This is a genomic window from Azospirillum sp. B510, assembly GCF_000010725.1.
GTDB lineage: Bacteria > Pseudomonadota > Alphaproteobacteria > Azospirillales > Azospirillaceae > Azospirillum > Azospirillum lipoferum_B.
In genome coordinates, this window is sequence record NC_013854.1 from 3,166,099 (window position 1) to 3,180,021 (window position 13,923).

The 13,923-nt window shown below is 66.9% G+C and carries 12 protein-coding genes and 1 pseudogene; 8 read left to right on the forward strand and 5 right to left on the reverse strand.

Features of this window, described 5'->3' with window-relative positions; translation table 11 throughout:
* Nucleotides 1–5 precede the first annotated feature (5 nt).
* Entirely contained in the window at nt 6–1,520 is a 1,515-nt protein-coding gene (gene istA / locus AZL_RS14665; RefSeq protein WP_012972683.1) for an IS21-like element ISAzs2 family transposase, read from the reverse strand.
* Between istA and AZL_RS14670 the strand changes: the two genes are divergently transcribed.
* The 3 genes from AZL_RS14670 to AZL_RS14680 all read left to right on the forward strand — a co-directional run bounded on the left by AZL_RS14670 (nt 1,498) and on the right by AZL_RS14680 (nt 5,631).
* On the forward strand, nt 1,498–3,681 hold the full coding sequence (locus tag AZL_RS14670) for a recombinase family protein (protein WP_247894229.1): 2,184 nt from the start codon (nt 1,498–1,500) through the stop codon (nt 3,679–3,681). The two genes, istA and AZL_RS14670, sit on opposite strands and share 23 nt — an antisense overlap.
* Nucleotides 3,682–3,689: 8 nt before the next feature.
* Nucleotides 3,690–3,908, forward strand: a complete 219-nt coding sequence (gene tnpB / locus AZL_RS14675; RefSeq protein WP_042443260.1) for an IS66 family insertion sequence element accessory protein TnpB — start codon at nt 3,690–3,692, stop codon at nt 3,906–3,908.
* Nucleotides 3,909–3,987: 79 nt separating this feature from the next.
* Complete coding sequence (locus AZL_RS14680) at nt 3,988–5,631, forward strand: IS66 family transposase (RefSeq protein WP_012975304.1); 1,644 nt, start codon at nt 3,988–3,990, stop codon at nt 5,629–5,631.
* Between the two features lie 170 nt (nt 5,632–5,801).
* On the opposite strand, the gene AZL_RS14685 is transcribed toward AZL_RS14680, so the two are convergent.
* The 3 genes and pseudogenes from AZL_RS14685 to AZL_RS14695 all read right to left on the reverse strand — a co-directional run bounded on the left by AZL_RS14685 (nt 5,802) and on the right by AZL_RS14695 (nt 10,232).
* Entirely contained in the window at nt 5,802–6,593 is a 792-nt protein-coding gene (locus AZL_RS14685) for a recombinase (RefSeq protein WP_012975305.1), read from the reverse strand.
* Nucleotides 6,565–7,203: pseudogene (locus AZL_RS14690) on the reverse strand (ISKra4-like element ISAzs26 family transposase); the annotation flags it as partial. The gene AZL_RS14685 and the pseudogene AZL_RS14690, both read right to left, overlap by 29 nt.
* A 56-nt stretch (nt 7,204–7,259) precedes the next feature.
* Nucleotides 7,260–10,232: a Tn3-like element ISAzs17 family transposase gene (locus AZL_RS14695; protein WP_012975307.1), complete on the reverse strand. Its 2,973-nt coding sequence runs from the start codon at nt 10,230–10,232 to the stop codon at nt 7,260–7,262.
* A gap of 170 nt (nt 10,233–10,402) precedes the next feature.
* Here AZL_RS14695 and AZL_RS14700 point away from each other — a divergent pair, with 170 nt between their 5' ends.
* The 5 genes from AZL_RS14700 to arsH are packed head-to-tail and all read left to right on the forward strand — an operon-like array spanning nt 10,403 to nt 13,599.
* Nucleotides 10,403–10,759: an ArsR/SmtB family transcription factor gene (locus AZL_RS14700; protein ID WP_012975308.1), complete on the forward strand. Its 357-nt coding sequence runs from the start codon at nt 10,403–10,405 to the stop codon at nt 10,757–10,759.
* Nucleotides 10,760–10,809: 50 nt separating this feature from the next.
* The gene (locus AZL_RS14705) at nt 10,810–11,328 is read left to right on the forward strand and encodes an arsenate reductase ArsC (protein WP_012975309.1); all 519 of its coding nucleotides are present in this window, start codon (nt 10,810–10,812) and stop codon (nt 11,326–11,328) included.
* A complete protein-coding gene (gene arsC / locus AZL_RS14710) occupies nt 11,325–11,759 on the forward strand; it encodes an arsenate reductase (glutaredoxin) (RefSeq protein WP_012975310.1) in 435 nt (144 codons plus the stop codon). The genes AZL_RS14705 and arsC overlap by 4 nt, the downstream gene beginning before the upstream one ends.
* A gap of 12 nt (nt 11,760–11,771) precedes the next feature.
* Complete coding sequence (gene arsB / locus AZL_RS14715) at nt 11,772–12,845, forward strand: ACR3 family arsenite efflux transporter (protein WP_012975311.1); 1,074 nt, start codon at nt 11,772–11,774, stop codon at nt 12,843–12,845.
* Nucleotides 12,838–13,599, forward strand: a complete 762-nt coding sequence (gene arsH / locus AZL_RS14720; protein WP_012975312.1) for an arsenical resistance protein ArsH — start codon at nt 12,838–12,840, stop codon at nt 13,597–13,599. Before arsB ends, arsH begins: the two co-directional genes overlap by 8 nt.
* Before the next feature lie 64 nt (nt 13,600–13,663).
* Here arsH and AZL_RS14725 read toward each other — a convergent pair whose 3' ends face one another.
* Nucleotides 13,664–13,921 (reverse strand): helix-turn-helix domain-containing protein, encoded by a 258-nt coding sequence (locus AZL_RS14725; RefSeq protein WP_012975313.1) that lies wholly within the window; start codon nt 13,919–13,921, stop codon nt 13,664–13,666.
* Nucleotides 13,922–13,923: the final 2 nt, after the last annotated feature.

Consider the following 13,923-nt stretch of genomic DNA (forward strand, 5'->3'; position numbering starts at 1 on the left):
CTCCGTCAGTGATAGTAGGAAGGGCCGCGCAGATTGGTGTGCTCGCCGGCACCGGCCGCGTCCGCCGTTGTGGCCGGGGGAGCGGTCAACCAGCGCTGGACGTAGCGGTAGGATCCGACGTTGGCCTCCAGCGCCGCCTGGCAGGCTTGCTCCAGCCGGCTGGTGCCGTGGGTGGCCGCCAAGCGGATCAGGCCGATCCCGGCCCGCACCGCCTGTTCGGGGTGATCGGCGCCGGCCAGGATGCGTTCGAACAGCAGCGCGGCGGCCGGGCCGATGGCGGCCAGTTCGGTCTGGATGGCATCGGGGGTGAAGCGGGCGACGGCCCGGTGGTTGGCGGGGCGATGGGCGTCCAGCGTCACGGTGGCGCCGTCCTGCCGGCGGACATGGCAGGCCATCCGCTTGCCGCGCAGGAAGACGCTGATCACGCCGGCGGTGCTGTGCACGTCGACCGTCTTGCCGATCAGCGTGTGGGGCACCGAGTAGACGCCGCCGTCGAGAGCGAGATGATAGTCGGGCGGGACCTTGTGGCGCGCCCAGGTGCCCGGCACGAAGCGGTCCGGCGGCAAGGGGCGCAGGGTCGGCTGCTCCTCGGCGGCGAACAGGCCGGCGCGCGTGTCCTGCGGCCGGCGGCTCAAGGGAGCGGCATTGAGGGTGGCCAGCTTGTCGCGCAAGGCCGCGTTGGCGGCGTCCAGCGTGGCGAAGGGCGTATCGCGCAGCGGGGCCAGCACCCGCCGCTCGACCTGCTGCACGCCGTTCTCGGCGCTGGGCTTGTCGCGCGGGCGCCGCACCCGGGCCGGCAGGACGGCGGTGCGGTAGTGCCGGGCGAGATCGTGATAAGCCGGGTTGATCGCCGGATCGTAGAAGGAGGCGTGGCTGACGCCGACCTTGAGGTTATCCGGCACCAGCTTGCCCGGCACGCCGCCCAGATGTTCGAACAGCCGGGTGTGGGAGGCCAGCCACTCCTCCGCCTGCTGGGTCCAGGTCGCCTCGGCATAGACGTAGCCCGAATACGGCAGGCAGGCGACAAACACCTGGGCCTGCCGCGCCTCAGCGCCGAGCCCGACGGTCAGCGTCATCCCAGCGTAATCAACCTCGATCGCCGCCCCCGGCCGATGTTCCCGGCGCAGACGCGGCTCGGCATGAGCACCCTGCCATGCCCGGAAATGCTGGACGAATTGGGTGTAGCGATAGCCGCCGGGATGGACCTCCAGGTATTCCTCCCACAGCAGCCGCAGCGTTACGCCACGGCGGCCGAGTTCCCGGCTGATGTGCCGCCAGTCGGGCACCGGGCGCGCCGACGTGACCGGAGGCGGGAACAGCCGCTCCTCCAGCTCGACGTCCGTCCAGCCCAGCACATCCGCGTACTGCAGCCCGGAGGCCCGTAGCCGCTCCAGGTAATCGCGCACGGTGCTGCGCGGCAGCCGGCAGGCATCGGCAATCTGCCGTTGGCTGGCGCCAAACTCATCCCGCAGACGAAGGACTTCTCTGATCCGCCGCATGTCCGACCTCGCTCGGGGCATCCCGATCCTCCTTGGCCTGTGCCGTGGAAAGATCATGGGGATGCCAAAGGCTGGTTCGGACCCCGATACCACCACTCCTACGGGTGGGCGAATTCACCGAAACGGCTGGGCGCTTTCACCGTTCTGCCCGGGCGCTTTCCGCCGTTCCCGCTGGGTGCTTTCCGCCGAAATATGCAAGTATGACTTGGCTGACGCCGCACGGGCGGCTGGGTTCGTCGATGTCATGATCATCGATGAGGACCTTGGCCGCTCCGGTTCCGGCCTCGAATGCCGTCCTGGCTTTCAGAAGCTGGTGGCGGCGGTCTGCGCCGGCACCGTCGGTGCCGTCTCTTGCATCGAGGCATCGCGGCTGGCCCGCAACGGCCGGGATTGGCACCACCTCATTGACCTTTGTGCTCTGGCTGGGGCGTTGGTCGTCGACCCAGATGAGGTCTATGATCCAAGGCTGCTGAACGACCGCCTTCTGCTCGGCCTGAAGGGAACAATGTCGGAGTACGAACTCAGCCTGCTGCGTCAACGCGGCATCGAAGCCCGAGACGGAAAAGCCCGTAGGGGCGAACTGCGGTTCACGCTACCGCCCGGCTACTGCTGGAACGAGGCCGGACGGATCGAAATCGATCCTGACGCGCGCGTTGCCGGCGCGATCCGGATGCTGTTCAGCAAGTTCCGCGAACTGGGCAGCGCCCGCCAAGTTTTTCTCTGGGCGCGCGCCGCCGAGCTGTCACTCCCCGTCGTGCGGCGCAACCTCATCGCCTGCAAAATCCTTTGGCAGCCGCCGGCCTACCACACGGTGATCCAGGTCCTGCAGAACCCGATCTATGCCGGCGCCTACGTGTTCGGCCGACGGGGTAATCGGACTCGCGTTGTCGAGGGTCGGGCTCGGAAGACGAGCGGGCATAAACGAGAGCGCACCGACTGGAATACCCTGCTGCGCGACAACCACGAGGGCTACATCACCTGGGCCGAGTTCGAGGAGCATCAGCGCATGCTCGAGGAAAATGCCCACATGCAGAAGCGTGCCGCCCGCAAAGCTGGCCGTGGTGGCCGTGCTCTGTTGACCGGGCTGGTCCGGTGCGGGCACTGCGGTCGCAAGATGCGGGTCTTCTACGGCATGCAGTCGGGGCATGCCCACCGGTACCAATGCCGAGGTGACGATGCCCATGTCGGTGTCGGTCTGTGCATCGGCATCGGCGGTATTCGTGTCGACCGGGCGGTCGTGGCGCAGATGCTGGAAGCCGTCTCTACCAGAGCGGTGGAGGCTGCCCTGCTTGCCGCCGACCAGGCGGCTGCGGCGGGGGCGGAAGAGCGGGCAGCGCTGGAGCGCGAGTTGGAGGCGGCCCGCTATGATGCCTCGTTGGCGGCTCGCCGGTACGACCTCGTGGAGCCGGAAAAGCGCCATGTTGTGAGAGAACTGGAAGCGCGCTGGAATACGGCTCTGGAACGGGTGGCGCAGATCGAACGTCGGATTGCCGAGGCCGAGGCGCGCTCATCGGCGCGCCCAAGGGTGAACAGGGCGGCTCTTCTGGGGTTGGCTCACGATCTGTCGGCGGCCTGGAATGCACCGACAGCGGACACGCGAACTCGGCAACGTCTGACCCGGCTACTCGTGGAGGAGGTGGTGATCGACCTCGACGACACAGCGCACGAGGCGGTGCTGCGGATCCACTGGGTAGGTGGCCGACACACCGAACTGCGTGTCCCACGGGCCAGGACCGGGCGTCGAGCGAACAAAGCACATCCAGGAGCGGTGGAGGTCGTGCGCAAGCTGTCCGGGCATTGGCCGGATCATGAGATCTCCGTCACGTTGAACCGCATGAAGTGCCGAAGCGATAACGGAGAGACCTGGACGACCGTGAAGGTTCGGTTGTTGCGGGAGCGACTTGGCCTTTCCGATTTCGACCCGACTGTACCCCGTCCCGAGACGCTGACGGCCGACAAGGCAGCGAAGCGGCTCGGCATCTCGATTCCCTCCGTACACCGCCTTATTCAGCGTGGGATCCTGCCGGCAACGCAGCTTGTCTCATCGGCCCCGTGGCACATTCCCGTGGCAGCCTTGGACACGGACGCCGTGCGAACGGGCGTGAACGAGATTAAGGCGCGGCGCCCCAAGAACCTCATTGATTATCAAAGAGATGAGACGATGCCGCTGCCAGGATTGTGAAAGGAGGGATGCACTATGTCACGCGATTTGGCGATCTGGTGAAGATCATCTGGTATGACGGCCAGGGCAGTTGCCTGTTCATGAAGAGGCTGGAACGGGGGCGTTTCATCTGGCCGACGCCGGCGGATGGCGCGGTGTCGATCTCGGTCGGGCAGATGGGCTATCTGCTCGAGGGCATCGACTGGCGCAACCCGCAGAAGACCTGGCGTCCCGAGGCCGCGGGGTGACTGCGACACGGTGAATCGACGCACCGGTTCAGGGGCGATTGCGGCGGCTCAACGGCACGTTCCCAGGTAAACTGGCGCCATGACCGCCGCCCCGCTCCCCTCCACCTCGGCCGACGACGTCGCCAACTTGCGCGCTGCCTTGGCGCAGGCCGAGGCGCGGGCGGACGCGGCGGAAGCCGAAGCGGCGCGGGCCAAGGCGATGGCGTCGAATACCGAGGCGCTGATCGCCAGCCTGAAGCTGGAAATCGAGAAACTCCGGCGCGAACTCTACGGCACACGCTCCGAGCGCAAGGCGCGTCTGCTGGACCAGTTGGAGTTCCAGCTCGAAGAGCTGGAAGCGACGGCCAGCGAGGACGAGTTGGCGGCCGAGCAGGCCGCTGCCAAAACCACCGCGGTGGCGGCCTTTACCCGCAAACGGCCATCACGCCAACCCTTTCCCGACCACCTGCCGCGCGAGCGCGTCGTTGTGCCGGCACCGGCGAGCTGCCCGTGCTGCGGCTCGGACAAGCTGTGCAAGCTGGGCGAGACGATCACCGAGACGCTGGAGGTGATCCCGCGCCACTGGAAGGTGATCCAGACGGTGCGCGAGCGGTTCTCCTGCCGGGCCTGCGAGACGATCACCCAGCCGCCGGCGCCGTTCCACACCACCCCGCGGGGCTGGGCCGGCCCCAACCTGCTGGCCACCCTCCTGTTCGAGAAGTTCGGCCAGCATCAGCCGCTGAACCGGCAGGCCGAGCGTTTCGCGCGGGAGGGCGTGCCGCTCAGCCTGTCCACCCTGGCCGACCAGGTGGGCGCCGCCGCCGCGGTGCTGAAGCCGCTGCACGACCTGATCGCCGCGCATGTGATGGCGGCCGGGCGGCTGCATGGAGACGACACGCCGGTGCCGGTGCTGGCCAAGGGCAAGACCGACACAGGACGGCTGTGGGTGTATGTGCGCGATGACCGGCCATTCGCCGGCCAAACCCCACCGGCAGCGCTGTTCCACTATTCTCGCGACCGCAGGGGCGAGCATCCCGAACGGCATCTGGCCGGCTTCACGGGCTGGCTGCAGGCCGACGCGTTCGCCGGCTACAACCGGCTGTACGAACCCGATCGCCGCCCGGGGCCGATCCACGACGTGCTGTGCTGGGCGCATGCCCGGCGGGGCTTCTTCAAGCTGGCCGACATCGCCGCGAACACCAGGCGCGGCAAGGACGCCCCACCGATCTCACCGCTGGCGCTGGAAGCCGTGAGGCGCATCGACGCCATCTTCGATCTCGAGCGCACCTTGAACGGCAAGCCGGCGGCCGAGCGGCTGGCAGCCCGCCAGGAGCACGGCGTCGCCCTGGTAGCCGCGCTGGAGGGCTGGATGCGGACGGAGCGCGCCCGGCTATCCCGCCATGCCCCCGTGGCCAAGGCAATGGACTACATGCTGACCCGCTGGGACAGCTTCACCCGCTTCCTCGGCGACGGCCGGCTGTGCCTGACCAACAATGCCGCCAAACGCGGCCTGCGCGGGATTGCCCTCGGGAGGAAAGCGTGGCTGTTCTGCGGATCCGATCGCGGCGGACAGCGGGCGGCGATCATGTACGGCCTGATCACCACCGCCAAGCTCAACGATGTCGATCCCCAGGCGTGGCTCGCCGACGTGCTGGCTCGCATCAACGACATGCCCCAAACCCGCCTGCGCGAACTCCTGCCCTGGGAATGGAAGGCAATCCGCGAGCAGACAAAAGCTGCCTGACCGCGGCACTCAGCGGATGCTTACGGTAGGCCTGGGGATCGAGGCCGTTGAGTTTGGCGGATTCCACGATGGTATAAATCGCCGCGGCACGCTCCCCGCCGGCGTCGGAACCGGCGAACATCCAGTTGCGTCTTCCGCTGACGATGGTGCGTTCATTATGCCCCTCTTCTTCAAGTGTCTGGAAACATTGAAAGTTGATCCTTGGAACCGAGGCGGCACGGCTCGCCTTTGCGTCCAACCGCGGCAAGGACACGCTGATCCTGAAGGTCCGAAGCACGGATCTGGTAGGGAGCGCCGGGCACGACCTGCTCGGCGACGATCAGGCCGGCATTGATGAGCCGGACAAGGCGGTGGCGCGAAATGCCGAGCGCCGCCGCAGCCTCATACTGGGTCAACCATTCGCCATCCTTCTCCGCGGACCGGTAAGCATGAATGCCATGGACCCGGCGCAACGAGCTGACACGGTGCCCGGTCCAGGATTTCCCTTGCCCGGTGCGCATGCCCATCCGGTTCAGCTGCGCGGCGATGTCCGCATCCGACCAGCGCGTCGCCATGCTGCGGATCACCGCCATCGCTTCCTCCGGCGTCCGGCAACCGTGCTCCCCGGCTTGCGGCTTGGTGAGACGCAGCTGCGAGTGCTGGCCCCCGCGCCAATGGATGGTGAGGATGACCTCGCGCGCCGCCTCGTCGACGTCGGCGATGATGTTGACGATCAACGTCCGCAGCAGCCGTTGACGCGCCCTGGTGGTCACCCCCGGCGCGTTCCAGGCGGCCTGCAGGTCGTCCGCCAGCCCGGCGAAGTCCGGCGCCACGGGAGCCGGAACGGGAGCCGACACGGACGCGACCCGCGCTTCGCACGCCTCGACACGCTGAAGCGCCGCCTCCCAGTTCCTTTCCAACTGGGAGAGCAGAACAATCCTGGGGGGAGCGGCATCAGGCGGCCGCTTGATCCCCTCGGGCATTATCGTTCGCCGCCAGACCGGGGAACCAGCCCTCGAAGGTGGGCCGGAGCGTGCCGTCGAGCGTCCGGGTGCGGATCTGGAGCAGACGGTGAGCGCCTTGCTTGGTCCATTGCATCTGCTGGCGTTTGGACATCCGCTTGTCGATCACCACGTTGACGGTCGACTCCACGAAGGCCGTCGAGATGCGCTCGCCATAGCGCCACCGTTCCCCATAGTTCGGGATGGAATCCAGGTTGTTGGCGATGTACGTGGCGAACTCCGCCGTCAGCCGGGTGAATTTCTTGAGCCCATCGTAAGGAACGGTGAGGTCTCGAAGATCGTCGGCCAAGCCTTCGATCCGCTGCTGAGCCTCCCGGCCATCGCCATGCCACAGCCACCACTTGATGCCCTCCAACCGCTCCGCGATGGCAGCGGCCTTGGCCTCGTCGTGGTGGGCCAATCCTTTGGCGAACTGCCCGAGCACGGTCAGCCGCATGGTGACGTGGAACCAGTCGAGGATATGCTCGGCGCAGGGCGGCAGTTCGGTGACCAAAGTGCGCACGGTGTCACCTCCGTCGGTGAGGAAGGTGAGGTCCTGATTCATCTGGAATCCCTGACCGCGCAGCACCTCGGGGTCACTACACGAAAGTGATCAGATTGTCCGGGAAGTGGGAACGGAAATGGAACTTATGCGGCGAGCAGGGACTGCATTCTCCGCAATGGCCTGAGGCCGGCTTCTGGAAGGGGTTCGGCTCCCCAGACATAGTCACCGGTGAGGCCGACATGCTCCCATCCCAGAGGCGCCACATGCCGCATTAATTCGGGGGTTACGCCATGCCCTTGGCTTGCCAGTTCGGCGAAAGCGGCTTCGAGATAGCGTGTGTTCCACAGGATGATGGCGGACACCAGCAGGTTCAGCCCTGATGCCCGGAAGACCTGGTTCTCGAAGCTGCGATCACGCATCTCACCCAGGCGATTGAAGAAGATCGCCCTGGCCAGGGCGTTCCGAGCCTCTCCCTTGTTGAGGCCGGCGTTGGCGCGCCGGCGGAGGGCGGGATCACGCAGCCACTGTAAGGTGAACGCGGTCCGCTCGATACGGCCGAGTTCTCGCAGAGCCAGGGCCAAGCCATTCTGGCGCGGGTAAGCCGAGAGCCGCCGCAGCATGGCCGAGGCCGTCGCGGTGCCCGAGCGGATCGAGGTCGCCAGTCGCAACAATTCCGTCCAATTGGCCGTGAGGTGCTCGATGTCGATGGTTCCGCCAACCAAGGGCCGCAGAATGGCGGGGGCCTCCCGACCGGGCAGCAGGTAAAGCCTCCGGTCCTTCAAATCGCGGATGCGCGGGGCGAAACGGAATCCGAGCAGGGCACACAGGCCGAAAACGTGATCGCTTGCGCCTCCGGTGTCCGTGTAGTGCTCCTCGATGTCCAAACCGCTCTGGTGATGGAGAAGGCCATCAATGACGTGGGGTGCCTCGCTGGCGGTCGCTGCGATCACCTTGGTGTGGAAGGGGCCGTACTGATCGGAGACGTGGGTGTAGAAGGCGATGCCCGGCTCGTTGCCATGATGGGCGTTCACATCGCCGACGGCTTCGCCGCGACCGCCAGCCCGGTAGAATTGGCCGTCGGAGGATGACGTGCGCCCGTCACCCCAGACGGCAGCCAACGGCAAGGCTCGGTGCGTGTCGATGATGCGGGCAAGCGCCACCATGTAGGTATCGTCGCGGATGTGCCAGTCGTGCATCCAGGCCAGTTGCCGCATGGATGCCCCCCGGCAGGCTTCGGCCATCCGGGACAGCCCGAGGTTGATGCCGTCGGCCAGCACAGCGGTCAATGTTGCCGCCCTGTCGTCAGCGGGACGGCCGCTGCGTTGGTGCGTGAAGCAGCCGGAGAAGTCGGTCCAGCCATCCACCTCCTGCAGAAGGTCGGTGATCTTGACCCGTGGCATGAGATCGTAAGCTCGGCGGCCAAGGTCTTCGGCCTCCGGTGGGGTCGTGTCCCGGATCGGCGTGACGCGGAGTTCGCCATCGGACAGGTCGACGTCTTCAAGCAACCCCTCTTCGGCAAGGTCCGCTACTTCGGCAACAATCCGGTCGAGTTCCGCGCCTCTTTCAGCAAGGTGGCCGTCGGCGCTGCGTGGAACGGCCACGGGCAACGCCCCCTCCTCGCAAAGGATATCGAAGGTCGGACGCGGCATGAGGCAGCTCTCGAAGTCGCGGTACTGGCGGCTCCCCTCCACCCAGACGTCGCCCGCCCGCAACCGGTCACGCAGTTCGGACAATGCGCAGATTTCGTAAGCTTTCCGGTCGATGCCCTCCTTCTTGATGACGAAGGGGCGCCAGGAGCGTCGGATGAAGCCGGTCGGTGGCTTCTCGGGCAGAGTGCGGCGCCCGGCGGCGTACATGACCCGAATGATGTCGAGCGCCCGCAGCAACGGCGTCACCGATGGACTGCCGAGAAAGCTGAAGCGATTGAGGAGCGTGGGGGCGAAGGCTCGAACGGTGGCGTAACGGCCAAGCATCTCGGTGCGCGGGTCGGCGATCTCCGGCTTCGCCAGGGCTTCGCTGTCGGTGACGCATTTCATGAAACGGAACCAGCCGACCCCTTGGTCGACGGCCTCGTAGGGATCGGCGCCAGCCTCCCGCGCGCCGATCACTGCCTTGCACGCGGTCAGCAGAACCCGCAGTTGGGTCTGGGTATCGCGGACGGAACGCAGGGTGTTTTCCGCCGTCCGGCGCTCGGCCTTCCGTGCCAGACTGCCGATCAGCTTGTCGAACATCGACAGGGTAACATCGGTCAGATCCATCTCCAGGCGGATCGCGGTGGCCGTGAGCACAGCACGCCGGCGCGACGTCGCCAGATCCTGAAGATGCTGCGGCGTCATCCGCAGGCCTTCGGCCGCGAGCCGCTCGAACGCGACCTCCGGCACGCGAGCGCGCAACGACCGGTCGATGCCGAGTTCCTTCAAGGTGGAAAGGCGCTCAATGACCGCCAGCATGTTGCGGGCGGTTGGAGCCGCCGGCACCCGGCGCAACCAAGCGAGCATGGTCGTTTCGGTGTCGGCCTGCAGGGTCAGCAATCGGTCCAGCGCGTCGGTTGTCCGCTGGTCGACACCATCGACAAGGGCACGGTGCAGAACCCGTTCGGCCCGGCCCCGAGCCTGATGGAGCATCAGTTCCAGGATCGCCGCAGAAGGGATCAGGATGCGACGGCGACGGAACTCATCGATCAAGGTGGTCGCCAGAATGATCGGGTCCCGTGCGATCTGTGCCTTGGAGGTCAGCCAGGCGGCAAGGTCGCGAAAGAGGGTTCGATCAAAGGCACGGTGGCCGGTCCGTGCCATGATCGCGGCAACCTGCTCGCGCCGGTTCTGGTCACGTCGACTGTAGGCGATGAAATCGTCAGGCTCGGCGCCCACCTGCCGGGCGACGAACACCAGCAGCGCCATGGGCGGGCGCTCGTCCGGTCCAGGAATCCGCCCAGGATGATGGAGATAACAGAGCAGAATGGCACAGCCCAGGCGGGTGTGCGCCGTACGCCGGAGGGTGACGATGTCGAGATCGTCCCTGCTGAGCGTATAGTGGCGCACCATCGCGCGTTCGTCGTCCGGCACTGCCAGGAGGCTTGCCCACTGGTCTTCGGTCAACAGCCGCCGACGCGCCATTCTTCCAATCCCCCATCGCTTCGTTTTCGGGGGAGAATAGTGATGCGGGTCCAAGGCTGTCACGGGGTGAGCTGTCGGAGGCGCTGCTTCCGGTTTTCCCGCGTCCCCTCACCGCATGGCGCGCAAAACTGCTGATTGCCTCAAATCGATAATTCGACTATCGTCGAATAATGGAAAACAAGATTGCCGTCGACGCCTTTGCCGCTCTCGCCCAGGAAACCCGTCTGGCCGTGTTCCGCCTGCTGATCACGGTGGGGCCGAACGGGTTGACGGCAGGCGAGGTTGCCCAGCAGGTGGGGGTTCCGGCCTCCACCCTGTCCCATCATCTGGCGACGCTGGAACGCGCCGGCCTGCTCCGCTCCTGGCGGGTGCAGCGGCAGATCTTCTACGCGTCCGACTATGAGGGCACCCGCCGGCTGATCGCCTTCCTGATGGAGGACTGCTGCCAGGGCCGCCCCGAACTCTGCTCCGCCGACCTCCCCCAGGCCGTTCCATGTGGTCCCGACGGATGTGACCACGACGCCTGAGGCCCCGATCCCAACCGCCGCATCCCGCGGCCCGGAAAGGCAATCCAGCGATGACCGACCGCGTCTACAACGTCCTGTTCCTGTGCACCCACAACAGCGCCCGCAGCGTCATGGCGGAGTGCCTGCTGAACCGCGATGGCAAGGGCCGCTTCCGCGGCTTCAGCGCCGGCAGCCAGCCGTCCGGCCGCATCAATCCCTATGTCCATGACCTGCTGGAGCGGCTGGGCTTCCCGACCGCCGAGCTGCGCTCCAAGACCTGGGACGAGTTCGCCGCAGCGGACGCGCCGCACATGGACTTCGTCTTCACCGTCTGCGACAACGCCGCCGGCGAGGTCTGCCCGGTGTGGCCCGGCCAGCCGATGACGGCGCACTGGGGCTTCCCAGACCCGTCGACTGCCCAGGGCAGCGACGCGGAGAAGGCCGCCTTCACCGCCACGGTGTTCGGACAGATCCAGCGCCGCATCCAGGCTTTCACCGCCCTGCCCATCGCCTCGCTCGACCGTCTGGCGCTGAAGCGCAAGCTGGACGACATGGGGAAGGCGTCCGCCACCACGGAGGCGGCGCGATGACATCGGTGACCATCTACCACAACCCGGATTGCGGCACCTCGCGCAACACGCTGGCGCTGATCCGCAACAGCGGCGTCGAGCCGACGGTGATCGAGTATCTGAAGACACCGCCGTCGCGTGACGAGCTGGCCGACCTGATCGGCCGCATGGGCGTGCCGGTGCGCGCCGTGCTGCGCGAGAAGGGCACGCCCTATGCCGAACCCGGGCTCGCCGACCCGTCGTTGAGCGACGACCAACTGCTCGACGCCATGATGGCCCATCCGATCCTGATCAACCGGCCGATCGTGGTGACGCCGCTCGGCGTGCGGCTGTGCCGCCCGTCCGAGGCGGTGCTCGACATCCTCCCCGATGCCCAGCGCGGCGCCTTCGCCAAGGAAGACGGGGAGCAGGTCGTCGACGCCGCCGGACACCGCATCGGCAAAGCCTCCTGACGGACACGCATCATGACCGCTGACATTCATGCCGCCCCGGCGGCCCGCCCCGCCATGGGCCCGTTCGAGCGCTATCTCAGCGTCTGGGTAGCGCTGTGCATCGTCGCCGGCATCGCGCTCGGCCATCTGGTGCCCGGCCTGTTCCAGACGATCGCCGCGGCCGAGGTCGCCAAGGTCAACCTGCCGGTGGCGGTGCTGATCTGGCTGATGATCGTGCCGATGCTGCTGAAGATCGACCTCGGCGCGCTGGGGCAGGTCAAGGAGCACTGGCGCGGCGTTGGGGTGACGCTGTTCATCAACTGGGCGGTCAAGCCCTTCTCGATGGCGCTGCTGGGCACGCTGTTCATCGGCAACCTGTTCGCGCCGCTGCTGCCGCAGGACCAGATTTCCTCCTACGTTGCCGGCCTGATCCTGCTGGCGGCGGCGCCCTGCACCGCCATGGTGTTCGTCTGGTCGAACCTGTGTGAGGGGGAGCCGCACTACACGCTGAGCCAGGTGGCGCTGAACGACATCATCATGGTCTTCGCTTTCGCGCCGCTGGTCGGCCTGCTGCTGGGCGTGGCGTCGATCACCGTGCCGTGGGACACGCTGCTGCTGTCGGTGCTGCTCTACATCGTCATCCCCGTGGTCGGTGCCCAGCTCTGGCGGCGCAGCCTGCTGGTCGCCGGCGGAGAGCCGGCGCTGAAGCGCGTGCTCGACCTCATCCAGCCGGTTTCGCTGCTGGCGCTGCTGACCACGCTGGTGCTGCTGTTCGGCTTCCAGGGCGAGCAGATCCTCGCCCAGCCGCTGGTCATCCTGCTGCTGGCGGTGCCGATCCTGATCCAGGTCTATTTCAACGCCGGGCTGGCCTATTGGCTGTCGCGCCGCTTCGGCGTGGCGTGGTGCGTGGCAGCGCCGGCGGCGCTGATCGGCGCCTCCAACTTCTTCGAGCTGGCGGTCGCCGCCGCCATAAGCCTGTTCGGTTTGGGCTCCGGGGCGGCGCTCGCCACCGTGGTCGGCGTGCTGGTCGAGGTGCCGGTGATGCTGTCTGTGGTGAAGATCGTCAAGGCGACCAAGCCCTGGTACGAGGGACGCACCCATGCATGATATCGAGACGACCGGACGCGACTCCTTGCCGAGCCTGGACGAGCCTTATTTCGATGTGCCCGGCCTCGACAGGCTGACACCGGAGCGGCCGTCGACCCACCCGCCGCGCATCCTGCTGCTCTATGGCTCGCTGCGGGAGCGGTCCTACAGCCGCTTCCTGGCCGAGGAAGCCGCCCGGCTGCTCCAGCGCATGGGGGCCGAGACGCGCATCTTCGACCCGCGCGACCTGCCGCTGCCGGACAGCGTGCCGGCCGACCATCCCAAGGTGGCGGAGCTGCGCGCCCTGTCGCAATGGTCGGAAGGCCAGGTTTGGGTCAGCCCGGAGCGGCACGGCACCATCACCGGCATCCTGAAATGCCAGATCGACTGGCTGCCGCTGGAAAGCGGCGGCGTCCGGCCGACGCAGGGGCGGACGCTGGCGGTGATGCAGGTCTCCGGCGGCTCGCAATCCTTCAATGCGGTCAACGCGATGCGGGTGCTAGGCCGCTGGATGCGGATGGTGACCATCCCGAACCAGTCGTCGGTGGCCAAGGCCTTCCAGGAGTTCGACGAGGCCGGGCGGATGAAGCCGTCGCCCTATTACGACCGCGTGGTGGACGTGATGGAGGAACTGATGAAGTTCACTCTGCTGGTGCGCGACCGCAGCGACTACCTGACCGACCGCTACAGCGAGCGCCGCGAGGCGGGGCTGAAGGCGGCAACCGAGGCGCAGGCCCTGGCCGCCGCTGCGATGAGCGGTGAGAAGACAGCATGACGGCATTTCGGCAGGGGCTGGTCGAAGATCGAGTAGCAAAGGAACGAAATCTGACATAGCCCGGTTAGGGACCTGAGCCAGCAACCTCGGGGGGCTGGAGTGCAAAGGCCCGGTACAGCGTCGATGCGTGGACGTTGAGAATCCGGGCTGCCTCCCGGGGGGATCGGCCTTCATCGACCAGGCGCCGAGCGAGAGCGATCTGGTCGGCGGTCAACTTCGGCGGCCGGCCGAACCGCACGCCGCGTGCTCTGGCCGCCACGCGGCCCATGCCGGTCCGCTCGGCGATCAGGGAGCGCTCGAACTCGGCGATGCCGGCGAACACGG

Bases quoted from the DNA above. Each gene is read 5' to 3' on its own strand.
- tnpB (WP_042443260.1), top strand. From the start codon at position 3,690: ATGCACTATGTCACGCGATTTGGCGATCTGGTGAAGATCATCTGGTAT.
- istA (WP_012972683.1), bottom strand. From the start codon at position 1,520: ATGCCCCGAGCGAGGTCGGACATGCGGCGGATCAGAGAAGTCCTTCGT.
- AZL_RS14680 (WP_012975304.1), top strand. From the start codon at position 3,988: ATGACCGCCGCCCCGCTCCCCTCCACCTCGGCCGACGACGTCGCCAAC.
- AZL_RS14700 (WP_012975308.1), top strand. From the start codon at position 10,403: ATGGAAAACAAGATTGCCGTCGACGCCTTTGCCGCTCTCGCCCAGGAA.
- arsC (WP_012975310.1), top strand. From the start codon at position 11,325: ATGACATCGGTGACCATCTACCACAACCCGGATTGCGGCACCTCGCGC.
- AZL_RS14670 (WP_247894229.1), top strand. From the start codon at position 1,498: ATGTCCGACCTCGCTCGGGGCATCCCGATCCTCCTTGGCCTGTGCCGT.
- AZL_RS14685 (WP_012975305.1), bottom strand. From the start codon at position 6,593: ATGCCCGAGGGGATCAAGCGGCCGCCTGATGCCGCTCCCCCCAGGATT.
- arsH (WP_012975312.1), top strand. From the start codon at position 12,838: ATGCATGATATCGAGACGACCGGACGCGACTCCTTGCCGAGCCTGGAC.
- AZL_RS14695 (WP_012975307.1), bottom strand. From the start codon at position 10,232: ATGGCGCGTCGGCGGCTGTTGACCGAAGACCAGTGGGCAAGCCTCCTG.
- AZL_RS14705 (WP_012975309.1), top strand. From the start codon at position 10,810: ATGACCGACCGCGTCTACAACGTCCTGTTCCTGTGCACCCACAACAGC.
- arsB (WP_012975311.1), top strand. From the start codon at position 11,772: ATGACCGCTGACATTCATGCCGCCCCGGCGGCCCGCCCCGCCATGGGC.